This window comes from Burkholderia sp. 22PA0099 (genome assembly GCF_047497165.1).
GTDB lineage: Bacteria > Pseudomonadota > Gammaproteobacteria > Burkholderiales > Burkholderiaceae > Burkholderia.
In genome coordinates, this window is the sequence record NZ_CP163165.1 from 1065701 (window position 1) to 1080791 (window position 15091).

A 15091-nucleotide genomic window follows, 5' to 3' on the forward strand; every position below is an offset into this window, starting at 1 on the left:
ATGCTTACCCCGTCACGGCGCCCCGATTGGCCGGCAGCGCCAGCGCCGCGAATTTTGCCAGCACGCCACGCGTATAACGCGGCGCGGGGCGTTGCCAGGCGGCACGGCGGCGCGCGATTTCGGCCTCCTCCACGTTCAATTGCAGCAGCAGCCGGTGCGCGTCGATCGTGATCGAATCGCCTTCCTGCACCAGCGCGATCGTGCCGCCGGCGAACGCCTCGGGTGCGACGTGCCCCACCACCATGCCCCAGGTGCCGCCCGAGAAGCGCCCGTCGGTGATCAGCCCGACCGATTCGCCGAGCCCCTTGCCGATGATGGCGGAGGTCGGCGCGAGCATCTCCGGCATGCCGGGGCCGCCTTGCGGGCCGAGATAGCGCAGCACCACCACGTCGCCGGCGCGGATCCGGTCGTCGAGGATCGCCTGCATCGCGCTTTGCTCGTCGTCGAACACGCGCGCCGGGCCGGTGATCACCGGGTTCTTGAGGCCGGTGATCTTGGCGACCGCGCCGTCTTCGGCGAGGTTGCCCTTGAGGATCGCCAGATGCCCCTGCGCATAGAGCGCCCGGTCGATCGGGAAGATCACCTGCTGGTCGGCGCGCGGCACGGGCGGCACGTCGCGCAGCGTCTCCTCGATGGTCTTGCCGGTGATGGTCAGGCAATCGCCGTGCAGCAGCCCCGCGTCGAGCAGGAGCCGCATCACCTGCGGGATGCCGCCGGCCTTGTGCAGGTCGGTCGCGACGAAGCGCCCCGACGGCTTCAGGTCGCAGATCACCGGCACGCGCTGGCGGATTCGTTCGAAATCGTCGATGGTCCAGTCGATCTCGGCGGCGTGCGCGATCGCCAGGTAGTGCAGCACGGCATTGGTCGAGCCGCCGGTGGCCATCAGCACCGACACGGCGTTCTCGATCGAGCGCCGGGTGATGATGTCGCGCGGCTTCAGATCGCGCTTGACGGCTTCCACCAGCACGCGCGCCGATTCGGCGGCCGAATCGACGGTTTCCTGATCGGGGTTGGCCATCGTCGACGAATAGGGCAGCGCCATGCCGAGCGCCTCGAACGACGAGCTCATCGTGTTGGCCGTGTACATGCCGCCGCACGAGCCGGTGGACGGGCAGGCATTGCGCTCGATGCCGTCGAAATCCTCCTGCGACATGCGCCCGGCCGTGAACTCGCCCACCGCCTCGAACGCCGACACGATCGTCAGATCGTGCCCCTTCCAGTTGCCGGGGCGGATCGTGCCGCCGTACACGTAGATGCCCGGCACGTTCAGGCGTGCCAGCGCGATCATGCCGCCGGGCATGTTCTTGTCGCAGCCGCCGACCACCACCACGCCGTCCATCCATTGCCCCTGCACGCAGGTCTCGATGCAATCGGCGATCACCTCGCGCGACACGAGCGAATACTTCATGCCCTCGGTGCCCATCGACATGCCGTCGGAGATGGTGGGCGTGCCGAAGATCTGCGGATTCGCGCCGGCCGCCCTGACGGCCTCGACGGCCGCATCGGACAGCCGCTGCAGGCCCGCGTTGCACGGCGTGATGGTGGAGTGGCCGTTGGCGATGCCGATCATCGGCTTGTCGAAATCCGCCTTCTCGTAGCCGAGCGCGTAATACATCGAACGATTCGGGGAGCGGGCGACGCCTTGCGTGATGTTTTTCGAGCGACGGTTGTGGGACATGAGGGGCTCCATCTCGGGATTCTCGTGACCGGTCGCGAGGCACGGCCGGGGATCAGGCAAGGATGGTGGCTCCGGAAGTGCGTGTCCAATATATTATTCATCGCTTATTGAGTCGCAGAACATATCGATCATGGCTGAACCGACCCCCGATTTACGGCAGTGGCGCTATTTCGTCGCCGTCGCCGACGAGCGCCACTTCGGCCGCGCGGCCATGCGGCTGTCGATGACACAGCCGCCGCTGTCGCAAGCGATCCGCGCGCTGGAGGCGGCGCTGGGCGTCGAACTGTTCGTGCGCACGCGCCGCTCGGTGGCGCTGTCGGCGGTGGGCGCGGCGCTGCTGCCCGACGTGCGCCGGCTGCTGTCGGCGGCCGACGCCCTGCCGTCGCTGGCCACCAGCCTGGCCCGCGGCGAGGCCGGCACGCTGGCGCTGGCGTTCGTGTCGACGGCCGATTACGGCCTGCTGCCGGCGCTGCTGCGCGAGTTCGGCGCGCGCTATCCGCGCGTGCGGCTCAAGCTGACCGAGGCCACCAGCGACGTGCAACTGGAGATGCTGGCGGCCGGCGCGATCGACGCCGGCCTCGTGATCGCGCCGCTGCCGCCACGCCACGCAGCCGGGCTGTCGTACCTGACGGTGGCGCGCGAGCCGCTGGTGCTGGCGATGCCTGAGCAGGCCGCGCCCGGCGCCGAGGCGGAGCCGGTCCGGCTCGACGCGCTGGCCGATCTGCCGCTCGTGATCTTCCCGCGTCGTTTGGCGCCCGGCTTTTATGACATCATTACGGGCTGCTACGGCGCGCTTGGACTCACGCCGCGCATCGGGCAGGAGGCGATCCAGATGCAGACCATCGTCAGCCTGGTGTCGGCCGGCATGGGCGTCGCACTGGTGCCGCAATCGCTGCGTAACCTGCGCCGCACGGGCGTTGCCTACCGTCCGCTCGCGGGCGGCGCGCCGGTCGTCGAAACCGGCCTGGTCTGGCGCACGCAGGAAGTCGGTCCGGTGCTCGCGGGCTTCGTCGACATCGTGCGGCGCCTGGCGGCCACCGATTAAGATGCGCGGCGAACGCGCGCGGGATACGAACGTCAAATGGCAGGCGCGGCTCACGTAGGCCGCGCCGATTCAGCAACTCTCCACACCGACTCATGATCATTCACCCCAATTTCGACCCCGTCGCGATCCATCTCGGACCGCTGGCCGTGCGCTGGTACGGGCTCATGTATCTGCTGGGCTTCATCGCGGCGATCGTCGTCGGCCGCGTGCGGCTCAAGCTGCCGTATGTCGCCGCGCAAGGCTGGACCGCCAAGGACATCGACGACATGATGTTCTACGGCGTACTCGGCGTCGTGCTCGGCGGGCGTCTCGGCTATGTGCTGTTCTACAAGGCCGATTACTACTTCGCGCATCCGCTCGACATCTTCCGCGTGTGGGAAGGCGGGATGTCGTTCCACGGCGGCTTCCTCGGCGTGCTGTTCGCGATGGTGCTGTTCGCGTGGCAGCGCAAGCGCACCTGGCTGCAGGTCACCGATTTCGTCGCGCCGATGGTGCCGACGGGCCTCGCCGCCGGCCGCTTCGGCAACTTCATCAACGGCGAGCTGTGGGGCCGCGTGACGAGCCCCGATTCGCCGTGGGCGATGCTGTTCCCGGGCGCCTCGCGCGACGACGCGATTTGGCTGTCGCAGCATCCGGCGCTGGCCGCCAAGTGGCATCTGAACGACGTGTTCCTGCAATACCAGATGCTGCCGCGCCATCCGTCGCAACTGTACGAGATCGCGCTGGAAGGCATCGCGCTGTTCCTCGTGCTGTTCTTCTTCGCGCGCAAGCCGCGGCCGGTGGGCGCGGTGTCGGCGCTGTTCCTGATCGGTTATGGCCTCGCGCGCTTCACGGTGGAGTTCGCGCGCGAGCCGGACGACTTCCTGGGCCTGCTGGCGCTGGGGCTGTCGATGGGGCAATGGCTGTCGCTGCCGATGGTGGTGGCCGGCGTGCTGCTGCTCGTGTGGTCGTATCGCAAGGCACGTCGCACCGCGGCGGCCTGAGCGCGGCGTCGGATTCGACGCCCGATACGAAAACGGCCCGACCGGCTTGCGCTGGTCGGGCCGTTTGTCTTGCGGGCCACGCCGATGCGCGCCACCCGCTCGACGCCATGCGTTACTTCATCTGCACCGAGCCGTTCACGTTGACGGTGACGGTGGCCTTGCCGCCTTCCACGGCGATCGGCGCGGCGGCCTTGGCCGACATCATCGGCGCCGAATCCATCGCCATCATGCGCGGATACGGCTGCACGCTGCGCCCGCCGCCCACGCTGACCTCACGAATCGCGAAGCCGCCGTAGCCGAACGCCTTGGCGGCTTCGGCGGCGCGGTCGCGGAACGACTGGATCGCCTGCGTCGTCAGCTTCTGCTCGGCCGTGCGCTGCGCTTCCGGCGACAGCGAGAACGCGACGTTGCCGACCTGCAGCGAGCTCGACAGATCGCCCGCGAGTTTCGAGGCGGCCGTGAAATCGCGCGACTCCAGCACGACCTCGGTGCGGCCGCGCCAGGCGGAGATCTTGCCGTCGCGATCGGTGCTCGGATAGACCGAGAAGCCGCCGGTGCGCGCGGTGACGCCCGACACGCCGCGCGCACGCGACAGCGCCGCATCGGCGCGGCGGTTCAGCTCGGCGGTCAGGCTGCCCGGATCTTTCGCTTCCTGTTCGTAGAACAGCGTGATGTCGACCACGTCCTGCGGCACGTCGATGCTGGCTTGTGCCGACAGCGACAGCACGCCGGCCGGCTGCGGCGCGACCTGGGCGTGGACGGCGGGAATCATGGCGGACAGCGCGAGTGCCAGTGCGGCAGCGGATTTTTTCATCGTATGAGCTCCTGTTGGTGCGCGGCGCGAGGCAGGTTCGCCGGGGCCGCGCGTCTTGTCGAGGCAGCCGCGGGCAGCCGTGGCCCGCGATTGCGCGAGCGTTAGGCAGATGAAAGACGCATCGAGTTCCGGCGCTGTGCGGGCGATTTGACGATGTCTGACCCAGCGCAGCATCGGCGCGTCACTTCATCAGCTTCTCGGTGATGAAGCGCCATTCCGCGCGCGTGACCGGCGTGATCGACAGGCGGTTGCCTTTCGCGAGCACACGCATCTCGGCCAGTGCATCGTGTTCGCGCAGCGCCGCCAGTGCGATCAGCGGGCTCTTCTTCACGAAGCGCACGTCGACGAGCGTCCAGCGCGGGTTCTCGTGCGTCGACTTCGGATCGTGATACGGGCTGGCCGCATCGAACTGGGTGGGATCGGGGTAGGGGGTGGACGACACTTCGGCCAGCCCCGCGATGCCCGGTTCGGGGCAGCTCGAGTGATAGAACAGCACGCCGTCGCCGATCTGCATCGTGTCGCGCATGAAGTTGCGTGCCTGATAGTTGCGCACGCCGGTCCACGGCAGCGTGTGCTGCGGCGCCTTGGCGAGATCGTCGATGCTCGCTTCGTCCGGTTCGGATTTCATCAGCCAGAATTGCATGGATGCGCTCGCTGAAAGAGGGGGCTGAAGAGGCGAGAGAGCGGCATGACGCGCGAGAAAACGCGGCCGCCAATGAAAAACGGCACCGGGCGTGGCCCGATGCCGTTGAATAGGTCCCCGCCTTGGCCGCTAGGCCGGCATCCTGAACCAGGGGTTCAGAATTGGTCGCAGTTAGCAGCACTTCGGGTACATCAGACAGAGTGACGCGCTCGCCCGTGCTACAAATTTCCGCAACCGTGCACGAAGGCTATTGGTTCAAGGAATATATGACCTTGGCGAACCAGGCAGGGAAGCTGAGAGAACCTTGTGGATTCGATCTTGTGGACCGGACCCGTATGAACCGCTTGATTCGGAGCAGCCCTGAGGCCGTTCCGACGAGCCGCTTATCGCGCCTCTTGCTGGGCCAGTACCGCACCGAGCTGTTCATTCATGTGGTGCATTGTACGCCGGATTTCTTCCGCGGGAAATGCTTCGCCGTGACGAACGCTTTGTTGCAGCCGGAGCAACTCCGAAGCCAGCGACAGCGCAGCCATCACGGCGATGCGATCGGTGCCGCGCACGGAGCTGTTGGTGCGGATCTTCGACATCTCGGCATCGACGCGCGCCACCGCTTCGAGCAGCGCCGCTTCCGTTTCGGGCGAGCAGGCGAGGCGGTACGACTGGCCGAGAATCGATACTTCGATCTGCTTCGTGGTCATGCATGTTCTCCGTGGCTGGCCGCGTCGTTATCCTTGCCAACGGTCGGTTCCGCGGCGCCGAGCAGATCGAGCTGGCTGTCGCCGTCGGCGGCCTGCTTCGAGCGCGGCAGTTTCTCGAGGATCGCGTTGAGCTTGATCTGCGCATCGTCGATCTTCGCGGAGAGCGTGTCGCGCTCGGAGACGAGACCATTGCGTTCATCGCGCAATTGTTCGAGCTCGACGCGCACCGCTTCGGAATCGGCGCGCAATTGCGCGACCTGTTCCTCGAGCGCGAGCCGCTCGGTGTGATGGCGTTGATTCAGCGCGATCAGGCGGCCAATATTCTGAGATAGGGTTTCGAGTTCGTTAAGCATGTGCTGCGTCCTCTAAAGACCCGGCATTTTAGCGCGGAAAGCCCGCCGTACCGACATTTGTAACGTATCCAGACGTAACACCCCCCTTCCTGACGTGAAATGCGCCGCAAAGCACGGCATTTGATTCGTTGCACGACACGATGGCGGTGCCGGGCGGCTTTCTTGACGCGCAGTTTTGCGGCTCCTACACTGGCGCCGCTTCGGTGCTCGCGCGCCATGCCTCGGCGTGGCGCGCGGTTAAACGGGAAGCAGGGTGCGATGCCGGCAACGGCGCGCCAACCTGCGCTGCCCCCGCAACGGTAAGCGACCGCGTCGACGTTTTCAGCATGAACGCCGACGCAAGCCGTCCCTCGATCGGCCGCCTGGCGGCCGTGGCCACTGCGCGGCCTGTCGCGCGGGAAGGCGGGGCGTGCCGGTCGCCAGCCCGGATACCGGCCGAAGCGGGGAAGCGCGCCGCGCGCGGCTTCCGGAGGCGGGACCTGCGGGGAGGCAGGCGCCGCGCTGGCCCACAGGATGTTCTCGATGCGTACCCCGATTGTCCGCGCCGCGCTTGCCGCGATGTGCGGGCTCCCCTGTTTTGCGAGCGCGCAGGTTGATGCACCGCAGGCGGTGTCTTCCGCTGTGCCGAATGCAACGGCCCAGGCAACCGCCGCCATAACCACCGCCGCAAATCCCGCCGCCACCGCACTCGACCCGGTGGTCGTGACCGCGAGCCGCGGCCCGCAAAAGCTCGCCGACGCCTTGCCGCAAACCACGCTGTTCTCGCGCGACGACATCGCCCGCAGCAGCGCCACCGATCTGCCGGGCCTGCTCGCGCTGGCACCGGGCGCGCAGATCGTGCGCAACGGCGGCCCCGGCTCGACGGCCTCGCTGTTCCTGCGCGGCGCGCAATCGACTCAGTCGCTGGTGCTGATCGACGGCGTGCGGGTGGATTCGGGCAGCCTCGGCGCGGCGCAGATCGCCGACCTGCCGCTCGACCAGATCGACCATGTCGAGATCGTCAACGGCAACGTGTCGTCGCTGTACGGCTCGGGCGCGATCGGCGGCGTGGTGCAGGTGTTCACCAAGGATGGCGGCAATCATCCGCCGCGCTTCGACTTTTCGGTGGGCTACGGCAGCTATCACACGCAAACGCAGCAGGCCGGCGTGTCGGGCCGGCTCGACGCCGACGGGCGCACCACGTTCTCGCTGTCGCTGTCGCGCGAGAAGACCGACGGCTTCTCGGCGATCGACCCGGCGCTGCAGCCCGGCGCGAACCCGAACGCGAACGGCAACCTGAACGAAAGCGTGTCGGCCACGCTGCGGCATCGCTTCACGAACGGCTGGACGGCCGGCGTGAGCTGGTTCCAGTCGAACGACACCAACAGCTTCGACAACGCTTACGGCGCGCCCACCGATCTCAACACGCTCTACAGCCGCGTGCAGCAGATCTCGGCCTTCGCCGACGGCCGGCTGGCCGACTGGTGGACCACCCGCCTGCGCGTGTCGACCGGCAACGACCGCAGCCAGAACTGGCTGAACGGCGCCTACACCGACCGCTTCAACACCGACAATCGCCAATACACCTGGCAGAACGATTTCACGATCGCGCACGGCCAGACGATCCAGGCCGGCTACGAGCGGCTCGATCAGTCGTTCGATTCGGATCTCTATTCGGCACCGCAGCGGCATGTGAATTCGGGCTGGCTCGGCTATACGGGCCGCGTCGGCAACAGCCAGTTCCAGGCCAACGTGCGGCGCGATCAATACTCCGATTTCGGCGGCGCCAACAGCTACTATCTCGGCTACGGGCTCGATCTGGGCGAGCACTGGAAGGTCACGGCCAGCTACTCGGATGCGTTTCGCGCGCCGACCTTCAACGATCTGTACTATCCGCTGTCGGGCAATCCGGCGATCCTGCCCGAGCGCAGTCATTCGGTGGAGGCGGGCCTGCAATACGCGTCCGATGCGCTCGGCCTGCTGCGCCTGAACCTGTTCCAGACGCGCTACGCGAATCTGATTCAATACGTGCCGGGCCCGGGCGGCTTCATCTACACGGCCGAGAACGCGGGTCGCGCCAAGGTGCAGGGGCTGGAGGCATCGTGGCAGGGGCAGCTCGGGCGCACCGATTTGCGCGTGTCGGCCACGCTGCAAAACCCGGTCGACCAGAGCGCGGATCAGGATCTCGTGCGGCGCGCGCGGCGGTTCGCGGCGTTTTCGGCGAGCCATCCGTTCGGCGGCTGGCGCGTCGGCGGCGAATGGCTCGTCAGCGGTGCGCGCGACGATTTCGGCGAGCGGCTCGGCGGCTACGGCGTGGTGAACCTGACGGCGCGCTACGACATCACGAAGGCGTGGTACGTCAGCGCGCATCTCGACAACCTGTTCGACAAGGATTATCAGCTTGCCTATGCGTACAACACGCCGCGGCGCGGTGCCTACGTCACGATCGGCTGGCGGCAGCCGTGACGGCGGCGCGTCATGGAGCGTGACAGGGATGACGGCATGCAACGCGTCCTGAGCCAAGCCCGGAGCGGCCGATGAACGCGCCGATGCCGCGCGCGGCGACCATGACGCGCGCCCGTGCGATGACGATCTGGGCCGGGCTCGCCGTGGCGGCGGCGCTCGTGTTCGTGGCGTCGCTTGCGCTCGGCAGCGTGCCGATGTCGCCTTGGCGCGCGCTCGGTGCGTTGGTCGCGCCGGCCGGCGGCGACCCGCTGACGGGTGAAATCGTGCGCAGCCTGCGGCTGCCGCGTGCGTTGGCCGGCTTCGGTTGCGGCGCGCTGCTGGCGCTGGCCGGCGCGTTGTTGCAGGTGCTGCTGCGCAATCCGCTGGCCGAGCCGTACGTGCTCGGCGTGTCGGGCGGCGCGGCCGGTTTCGCGCTCGCGGCGATGATCGCCGGCGGCGCGTGGTGGCTCGTCGATGCCGCGTCGTTTGCCGGCGCGTTGCTGTCGATCGCGCTCGTGCTCGGCCTGGCGCGCCGCTCGCTGGTGCTGGCCGGTGGCCTGCACGATGGCGCGCGCGACGCTTCGCCCCGCTTGCTGCTGACGGGCGTGGTGATCGCGTCCGGCTGGGGTGCGCTGGTCACGCTGATGCTGTCGATCGCGCCCGACAACCGGCTGCGCGGCATCGTGTTCTGGTTGGCGGGCGATTTGTCGAGCGCCGCGCCGCCGTGGGTCGCGCTAGGCGCGCTGGCGTGTGCTGCTGCAGCGGCGTTGCCGGTCGCGCCGCAACTGAACGCGCTGCTGCACGGTGAAGTGGCGGCCGCCTCGCTCGGCGTGCCGGTGGCGCGGCTGCGCTTGCGCATCTACCTGATCGCCTCGCTTGCTGCCGCCGCCGCGGTGACCACGGCGGGCACCATCGGCTTCGTCGGGCTGGTCGCGCCGCATGCGCTGCGGCTCGCGTTCGGCAACGACCAGCGCATGCTGTTGCCGGCGTCGATGCTGGCGGGCGGCGCGGGCGTGATGGCGGCCGATCTCGTGGCGCGCACGGCGATCGCGCCCGCGCAACTGCCGGTGGGCGCGATGACGGCGCTGATCGGCGTGCCCGCGTTTCTGTGGATGCTGCTGCGCAGGCCGAGCCGATGAACACGCCAGCGTCCTTTGCCTCACACGAATGGCGCGCCCGCGACTTGACGCTGACCGCAGGCGAGCGCCGTCTCGTCGAAGGCTTGTCGCTGCGCTTCGCGCCGGGCGAGCTGTGGTGCATCGCCGGGCCGAACGGCGCGGGCAAGACCACCTTGCTGGCCGCGCTCGCGGGCTTGCGCGCACCGGCTGCCGGCCATGTCGAAGGCGACGGGCAACCGTTGCACGCATGGCGGCCCGACGCGCTGGCGCGTCGCCGCGCGGTGATGGCGCAGGCCCAGCACGACGCGTTCTCGGCCAGCGTGTTCGACACCGTGCTCGCACATCGCTTCCCCCATCTGGCCGGCTGGGGCTGGGAGCGCGACGCCGATCTGGCCGCCGCGCACGACGCGCTCGCATCGCTCGGCCTCGACGCCCTGGCCGCGCGCGACGTGCTGACGCTGTCGGGCGGCGAACGGCAACGTGTCGCGCTGGCCGGCGCGCTGTGCCAGGATGCGCCGCTGCTGCTGCTCGACGAGCCGTTCGCGCACCTCGACCTGCATCATCAGGCCGACTGTTTCGCCGCGCTCGTGCGCTGGCTGCACGCCGCGCCGCGCACGGCGATCGTGTCGTGCCACGATCTGAATCTGGCGCGCCGCTTCGCCACCCACGCGCTGCTGCTCGATGGCCGCGGCGGCGCGCAGGCCGGCCCCGCGCGCACGGTGCTGTCGGCCGAGGCGGCCAGCGCCGCGTTCGGCTATCCGCTCGTGCTGATCGAGCGCGACGGCCATGAAGCGCTGGTGCCGGCGTGGCCGGCCGAGCACGCACGATGAACCGTCACGACCCACGCTTGCCCGATTTCCGACCCAGCCCGGCGCGCCCCGCGTGCCGCATGCCAACCGAACCGACGATGTCCGCATGAACCCTCAATCGATTTCCTACACCGTTCCCCCGATCGCCGTGCCGGACCCGGCGCTGCGCGCGACGCTCCAGCATCTGATCGACACCAAGACCAAGCCGCCCGGCAGCCTCGGCAAGCTCGAAGCGCTGGCGCTGCAACTGGGCCTGATCCAGCAGAGCACGACGCCGCGCATCGAGCGCCCGGTGGTGATCGTGTTCGCGGCCGATCACGGCATCGCGGCCGAGGGCGTGAGCCCGTATCCGCAGGCCGTGACCGCGCAGATGGTGGCGAACTTCCTGGCCGGCGGCGCGGCGATCAACGCGTTCTCGAAGGTCGGCGGCTGCGAGCTGGAGATCGTCGACGCGGGCGTGGCCACGCCGCTGCCGGCTTCGCCGGCGCTGGTGTCGGTGCCGGTCGCGCCGGGCACGCGCAACTTCGCGCAGGAGCCGGCGATGAGCACGGCGCAACTGCATGCCGCGCTGGCGGCGGGCGCGGCGCGCGTGGCGCACCACGCGGCGCTCGGCACCAACGTGATCGCGTTCGGCGAGATGGGCATCGCCAATACTTCGGCGGCCGCTTGCCTGATGAGCCGCCTGGTCGGCGTGCCGCTGGCCGACTGCGTGGGTCGCGGCACCGGCCTCGACGATCGCGGGCTGGCCCACAAGCGCGCGGTGCTCGAAAAGGCGCTCGCGCGCGACGCCGGAGCGGTCGCGCCGCTCGACGTGCTGGCCGCGTTCGGCGGCTTCGAGATCGCGATGATGACGGGCGCGTTCCTGGCCGCCGCGCAGGCGCGCATGACGATCGTGGTGGACGGCTTCATCGCCAGTTCGGCGCTGCTGGTGGCGGTGGCGCTCGAACCGGCCGTGCGCGACTACTGCGTGTTCTCGCATGTGTCGGACGAGAACGGCCATCGCCGCATGCTGGCGCATTTCGGCGCCGAGCCGCTGCTCGCGCTCGACCTGCGGCTCGGCGAGGGCACCGGCGCGGCGCTGGCCTTGCCCCTGCTGCGCGCGGCCACCGCGTTCGTCAACGAGATGGCGAGCTTCGACGCGGCCGGCGTCGACAATCGCGACGACGCCTGAGGCGAGACGCACGATGCGCGCATCCGCCGAACTTCGCTATTTCTTCGTTGCGCTCGGCTATTTCACGCGCGTGCCGGTCCCGAAGCGGATCGGTTATGCATCCGGCGACCTCGATCATGCGGCGCGCTATTTCCCGCTGATCGGCGTGTGCATTGGTGCGCTGGCCGCGCTCGTCTACGGGCTGGCGGTGCGGGTCTGGCCGCCGGGCGTGGCGGTGCTGCTGTCGATGGCGGCCACGCTGATCGCGACCGGCGCGTTTCACGAGGATGGCCTGGCCGACAGTTGCGACGGCTTCGGCGGCGGCTACACGCGCGAGGACGTGCTGCGGATCATGCACGATTCGCGGATCGGCACGTTCGGCGCGGTGGCGTTGGTGGTGTCGCTCGCGCTGAAATGGCAGGCGCTCGCGGCGCTGCCGCCGTGGCGGGCGGCCTGGGTCTTGCTGGCCGCGCACGCGGCGAGCCGTGTCGCCGCGGTCAGCTTGCTGGTGTCGCTCGATTACGTGCGCGGCGAGGGCAAGGCCAAGCCGGTCGCGCAGCGCATGTCGGCGCGCGCGTTCGCGTTCGCGGCGGCGTGCGGGCTGCCCTGGCTGTTCTGGCCGGACTGGCGGCTCGGGCTGCTGACGCTCGGCGTGCTGGTGCTGTTGCGCGCGGCCGTCGCCCGTTACCTGCTGCGGCGGCTCGGCGGCTATACCGGCGATTGCCTCGGCTTCGCGCAGCAACTGGCCGAACTCGCGATCTACTTGACGGTGCTCGGATGGATGTCGTCCTGATCCGCCATCCGGCGCCGGCCGTCGAGGCGGGCCTCTGCTACGGCGCGTCGGACGTGCCGCTGGCCGGCGATGCCGCAAGCGAGGCGCGCGCGATCGTCGCGCGGCTCGATGCGCGCGGGTTGGCGTGGCCCGGCGTGATCGGCAGCAGCCCGCTCGTGCGTTGCGCATCGGTGGCGCGGGCGATGGGCAAGGCGTTGCAATGCGAGGTGCGCGTCGATGCGCGCCTGCGCGAGATCGATTTCGGTGCGTGGGAAATGCGCAGTTGGGACGCGATCGGCGGTGACGCGCTCGATCGTTGGCAGTCCGATTTGATGGGCGCGCGCGAACATGGCGGCGAGAGCGCGGCGCAGTTGATGGCGCGGGTGGCGCCGCTCGGCGCCGAATGGCTCGAAGGCGAGGCGCAGGGCAGCGCCGTGTGCGTCACGCATGCGGGCGTGATGCGTGCGCTGGCCGCGCAATGGCTCGGCGTGCCGCTCGCGAGTTTGCTCGCGCGCCGCATCGCCTATGGCGGATGTCTGTGGTTCACGCACGATGTCGCTCAAGGCTGGCAACTGCGTTTCTGGGACGACACCATCGCATAACGGCGGTATCAGTGCTCGACGTCAACGCCGGCGCGAGCGCGCCACATCCAGATCGCGGCACACCTGCTCCGCACCGAGCGCGAGCCGTGGTGTCGGCCGCGTCAACCAATCCCCGTCGATCGCGAACAGGTTGCCGCGTGCGACCGCCGTCAGTTGCGGCCAGCGTCGCCAGCGATCGAGGCTCGGCAGCGCGGCGTCGCCGACGGTCGCGCCCTGCGCCGTCGCCACGATCGCTTCGGGGTTGGCGGCCAGCACGGCTTCGTCGTCGACGGTCGGCGCGACCGGCTTCAGCGCCGCGAACACGTTGCGGCCGCCGCATACAGTCAAGACATCGCTGACGATCTGCGAGCCGTTCAGCGTGGTCAGCGGGCGATCCCAGATCTGCAGGAACACGTCGACGGGTGGTTTCGACGCGTAACGCTCACGCAGCGCGGCGATCCGCTGCCGATACGCGGCGGCAGCCGCGTCCGCCGTGTCGCGCGTGCCGAGCAGGCGGCCAAGCTTGTCGAGCGAGACGGCCACGTCGTCGAGCCGCTTCGGTTCGCTGACGTAGACGGGGATGCCGAGCGCTTCGAGCTGCGCCGTCTGCCGGTCGGCGTTGCCGTGGCGCCAGACCACGATCAGGTCGGGCTTCAGCGCGACGATCCGTTCGAGATCGAGCGAGCGGTTGTCGCCGACGCGCGGCAGCGCGCGGGCCGCCTCGGGATAGTCGCTGTACGACACCGCGCCGACCATCGCCGGGCCGCCGCCGGCCGCGTAGAGCAACTCGGTGGCGTGCGGCGCGACGCTGATCACGCGCTGGGCCGGCGCGGCGAGCGTGACGGTGCGGCCGGCGTCGTCGGTCACGGCGATGCCCGCCGACGCCGATGAGGAAGCCCATGTGGAAGCGGACGCCGCCCATAGCGCGACGGCGAGTGCGGCAACGTGAATGCGCGCCATCGTTCAGGATTCCGATGCAGCGGCGTGCGCCGAATAGCCGGCGAGCGCGGCTTCGAGCCGTTGCCATTCGTCCGGCGTGCCGGGCAGGCCGATCCGGATGCTCGGTGCGTGCGCGAAGAAGCGCGTCCAGATGCCTTGCGCGGCCAGCGCCTCGTGCAGCGCGAGCGCACGCGCGTCGCCGGTCCAGCAGAACAGCGGCGTGGCCTGTACCGCGAAGCCGTGCGCGGCCAGCAGCGCGGCCAGCCGCGCGCCGTCGGTGGCCAGGCGGGTGCGTGCCGCCTCTTGCCATGCGGTGTCGGCCAGCGCGGCCATGGCCGCATGCTGGGCCGGGCCGCTGACGGTCCATGCGCCGAGCGCGCCGCGCAGTTGCGCGAGCCGCGCCGGCTCGGCCAGCACGAAGCCGGCACGCACGCCGGCCAGCCCGAAGAACTTGCCGATCGAGCGCAGCACGAACAGCCCCGCCAGGTGCGTGTCGGCGGCGAGCGTGGCCGGTTCGTGCGCGCTGGCCGTATCGGCGAACGCTTCGTCGACGATCAAGGCGCCGCCACGCGCGGCCAGTTGCGCGTGCCAGTCGAGCAACTGCGCGCGCTCGATGCGTTCGGCCGTCGGGTTGTTCGGATTGCCGACGATCACGTAGCGCAGCGCATCGGGCAGGCGCGCGGCGCCGATCGAGAAGCGCTCGACGGCGTGGCCGTGGCGCATGAAGGCCGGCGCGTATTCGCTGTAGGCCAGCGCCGCGACGCCGGCCGTGCCCGGCTCGAACAGCGCGGGCAGCGCGCGGATCGCGGCCTGGCTGCCGGCCACCGGCAGCACGTGCGCCGCGTCGGGCGTGCCGTAATGGCGGGCGGCCAGCGCGGCGAGTGGTGCATCGTCGCCCGGCAGTTGCCGCCACGCGGCGGCCGGCACCGGCGGTACCGGATAGCCGATCGGATTGATGCCGGTGGAGAGGTCGAGCCAGTGCTCGAGCGCGATGCCATAGCGGCGCGCGGCGTCGTGCGGGTTGCCGCCATGCGTGATGGTGGGCGGGATCGGCGGGGAATCGTTCATGACGCGGGACGAAGAG

General features: G+C 69.6%; 15 protein-coding genes, 1 other RNA gene and 1 riboswitch. Of the genes, 8 read left to right on the forward strand and 8 right to left on the reverse strand.

Annotation, left to right across the window (positions count from 1 at the left end; all coding sequences use genetic code 11):
- Positions 1-4: 4 nt before the first annotated feature.
- Complete coding sequence (gene ilvD, locus AB4851_RS20090; RefSeq protein WP_414442843.1) at positions 5-1678, reverse strand: dihydroxy-acid dehydratase; 1674 nt, start codon at positions 1676-1678, stop codon at positions 5-7.
- Between the two features lie 130 nt (positions 1679-1808).
- On the opposite strand from ilvD, the gene AB4851_RS20095 reads away from it, so the two are divergent.
- Together AB4851_RS20095 and lgt are read left to right on the forward strand one after the other, a co-directional pair.
- Positions 1809-2723, forward strand: coding sequence for a LysR family transcriptional regulator (locus AB4851_RS20095; protein ID WP_414451190.1), 915 nt, complete (start codon positions 1809-1811; stop codon positions 2721-2723).
- A 92-nt stretch (positions 2724-2815) separates the two neighbouring features.
- Positions 2816-3706 carry a prolipoprotein diacylglyceryl transferase gene (gene lgt / locus AB4851_RS20100; protein WP_414442841.1) on the forward strand — a complete coding sequence of 297 codons (891 nt, stop codon included), beginning with the start codon at positions 2816-2818 and terminating at the stop codon, positions 3704-3706.
- A 112-nt stretch (positions 3707-3818) separates the two neighbouring features.
- Here the strand turns inward: lgt and AB4851_RS20105 are convergent, their stop codons facing one another.
- The 5 genes from AB4851_RS20105 to AB4851_RS20125 form a co-directional block, all read right to left on the reverse strand.
- The gene (locus AB4851_RS20105) at positions 3819-4520 is read right to left on the reverse strand and encodes an SIMPL domain-containing protein (RefSeq protein ID WP_414442840.1); all 702 of its coding nucleotides are present in this window, start codon (positions 4518-4520) and stop codon (positions 3819-3821) included.
- Positions 4521-4701: 181 nt separating this feature from the next.
- On the reverse strand, positions 4702-5163 hold the full coding sequence (locus AB4851_RS20110) for an EVE domain-containing protein (protein WP_414451191.1): 462 nt from the start codon (positions 5161-5163) through the stop codon (positions 4702-4704).
- A gap of 110 nt (positions 5164-5273) precedes the next feature.
- Positions 5274-5457, reverse strand: a non-coding RNA gene (ssrS, locus tag AB4851_RS20115) — 6S RNA.
- Positions 5458-5546: 89 nt separating this feature from the next.
- Positions 5547-5861 (reverse strand): cell division protein ZapA, encoded by a 315-nt coding sequence (locus tag AB4851_RS20120; protein ID WP_414442838.1) that lies wholly within the window; start codon positions 5859-5861, stop codon positions 5547-5549.
- Positions 5858-6214: an ATPase gene (locus tag AB4851_RS20125; RefSeq protein ID WP_414451192.1), complete on the reverse strand. Its 357-nt coding sequence runs from the start codon at positions 6212-6214 to the stop codon at positions 5858-5860. The genes AB4851_RS20120 and AB4851_RS20125 overlap by 4 nt, the downstream gene beginning before the upstream one ends.
- A 184-nt stretch (positions 6215-6398) precedes the next feature.
- Positions 6399-6669: riboswitch (cobalamin riboswitch) on the forward strand.
- 67 nt (positions 6670-6736) lie between these two features.
- On the opposite strand from AB4851_RS20125, the gene AB4851_RS20130 reads away from it, so the two are divergent.
- The 6 genes from AB4851_RS20130 (at position 6737) to cobC (ending at position 13089) form a co-directional block, all read left to right on the forward strand.
- Positions 6737-8659, forward strand: coding sequence for a TonB-dependent receptor domain-containing protein (locus AB4851_RS20130; protein WP_414451193.1), 1923 nt, complete (start codon positions 6737-6739; stop codon positions 8657-8659).
- Positions 8660-8730: 71 nt separating this feature from the next.
- Positions 8731-9777, forward strand: coding sequence for a FecCD family ABC transporter permease (locus AB4851_RS20135; protein WP_414451194.1), 1047 nt, complete (start codon positions 8731-8733; stop codon positions 9775-9777).
- Positions 9774-10586, forward strand: coding sequence for an ABC transporter ATP-binding protein (locus AB4851_RS20140; protein ID WP_414451195.1), 813 nt, complete (start codon positions 9774-9776; stop codon positions 10584-10586). Before AB4851_RS20135 ends, AB4851_RS20140 begins: the two co-directional genes overlap by 4 nt.
- Before the next feature lie 85 nt (positions 10587-10671).
- Positions 10672-11736 (forward strand): nicotinate-nucleotide--dimethylbenzimidazole phosphoribosyltransferase, encoded by a 1065-nt coding sequence (cobT, locus tag AB4851_RS20145; RefSeq protein WP_414451196.1) that lies wholly within the window; start codon positions 10672-10674, stop codon positions 11734-11736.
- 13 nt (positions 11737-11749) lie between these two features.
- Positions 11750-12508 carry an adenosylcobinamide-GDP ribazoletransferase gene (locus AB4851_RS20150; protein ID WP_414451197.1) on the forward strand — a complete coding sequence of 253 codons (759 nt, stop codon included), beginning with the start codon at positions 11750-11752 and terminating at the stop codon, positions 12506-12508.
- On the forward strand, positions 12493-13089 hold the full coding sequence (cobC, locus tag AB4851_RS20155; protein ID WP_414451198.1) for an alpha-ribazole phosphatase family protein: 597 nt from the start codon (positions 12493-12495) through the stop codon (positions 13087-13089). Before AB4851_RS20150 ends, cobC begins: the two co-directional genes overlap by 16 nt.
- Positions 13090-13110: 21 nt before the next feature.
- On the opposite strand, the gene AB4851_RS20160 is transcribed toward cobC, so the two are convergent.
- Both AB4851_RS20160 and cobD read right to left on the reverse strand, forming a co-directional pair.
- A complete protein-coding gene (locus tag AB4851_RS20160; protein ID WP_414451199.1) occupies positions 13111-14028 on the reverse strand; it encodes a cobalamin-binding protein in 918 nt (305 codons plus the stop codon).
- Positions 14029-14031: 3 nt separating this feature from the next.
- Positions 14032-15075 carry a threonine-phosphate decarboxylase CobD gene (cobD, locus tag AB4851_RS20165; RefSeq protein WP_414451200.1) on the reverse strand — a complete coding sequence of 348 codons (1044 nt, stop codon included), beginning with the start codon at positions 15073-15075 and terminating at the stop codon, positions 14032-14034.
- Positions 15076-15091: the final 16 nt, after the last annotated feature.

Excerpts from the sequence above, each read along its gene's own strand:
- ilvD (WP_414442843.1), bottom strand. The coding sequence starts at position 1,678 with ATGTCCCACAACCGTCGCTCGAAAAACATCACGCAAGGCGTCGCCCGC.
- AB4851_RS20095 (WP_414451190.1), top strand. The coding sequence starts at position 1,809 with ATGGCTGAACCGACCCCCGATTTACGGCAGTGGCGCTATTTCGTCGCC.
- lgt (WP_414442841.1), top strand. The coding sequence starts at position 2,816 with ATGATCATTCACCCCAATTTCGACCCCGTCGCGATCCATCTCGGACCG.
- AB4851_RS20105 (WP_414442840.1), bottom strand. The coding sequence starts at position 4,520 with ATGAAAAAATCCGCTGCCGCACTGGCACTCGCGCTGTCCGCCATGATT.
- AB4851_RS20110 (WP_414451191.1), bottom strand. The coding sequence starts at position 5,163 with ATGCAATTCTGGCTGATGAAATCCGAACCGGACGAAGCGAGCATCGAC.
- AB4851_RS20120 (WP_414442838.1), bottom strand. The coding sequence starts at position 5,861 with ATGACCACGAAGCAGATCGAAGTATCGATTCTCGGCCAGTCGTACCGC.
- AB4851_RS20125 (WP_414451192.1), bottom strand. The coding sequence starts at position 6,214 with ATGCTTAACGAACTCGAAACCCTATCTCAGAATATTGGCCGCCTGATC.
- AB4851_RS20130 (WP_414451193.1), top strand. The coding sequence starts at position 6,737 with ATGCGTACCCCGATTGTCCGCGCCGCGCTTGCCGCGATGTGCGGGCTC.
- AB4851_RS20135 (WP_414451194.1), top strand. The coding sequence starts at position 8,731 with ATGAACGCGCCGATGCCGCGCGCGGCGACCATGACGCGCGCCCGTGCG.
- AB4851_RS20140 (WP_414451195.1), top strand. The coding sequence starts at position 9,774 with ATGAACACGCCAGCGTCCTTTGCCTCACACGAATGGCGCGCCCGCGAC.
- cobT (WP_414451196.1), top strand. The coding sequence starts at position 10,672 with ATGAACCCTCAATCGATTTCCTACACCGTTCCCCCGATCGCCGTGCCG.
- AB4851_RS20150 (WP_414451197.1), top strand. The coding sequence starts at position 11,750 with ATGCGCGCATCCGCCGAACTTCGCTATTTCTTCGTTGCGCTCGGCTAT.
- cobC (WP_414451198.1), top strand. The coding sequence starts at position 12,493 with ATGGATGTCGTCCTGATCCGCCATCCGGCGCCGGCCGTCGAGGCGGGC.
- AB4851_RS20160 (WP_414451199.1), bottom strand. The coding sequence starts at position 14,028 with ATGGCGCGCATTCACGTTGCCGCACTCGCCGTCGCGCTATGGGCGGCG.
- cobD (WP_414451200.1), bottom strand. The coding sequence starts at position 15,075 with ATGAACGATTCCCCGCCGATCCCGCCCACCATCACGCATGGCGGCAAC.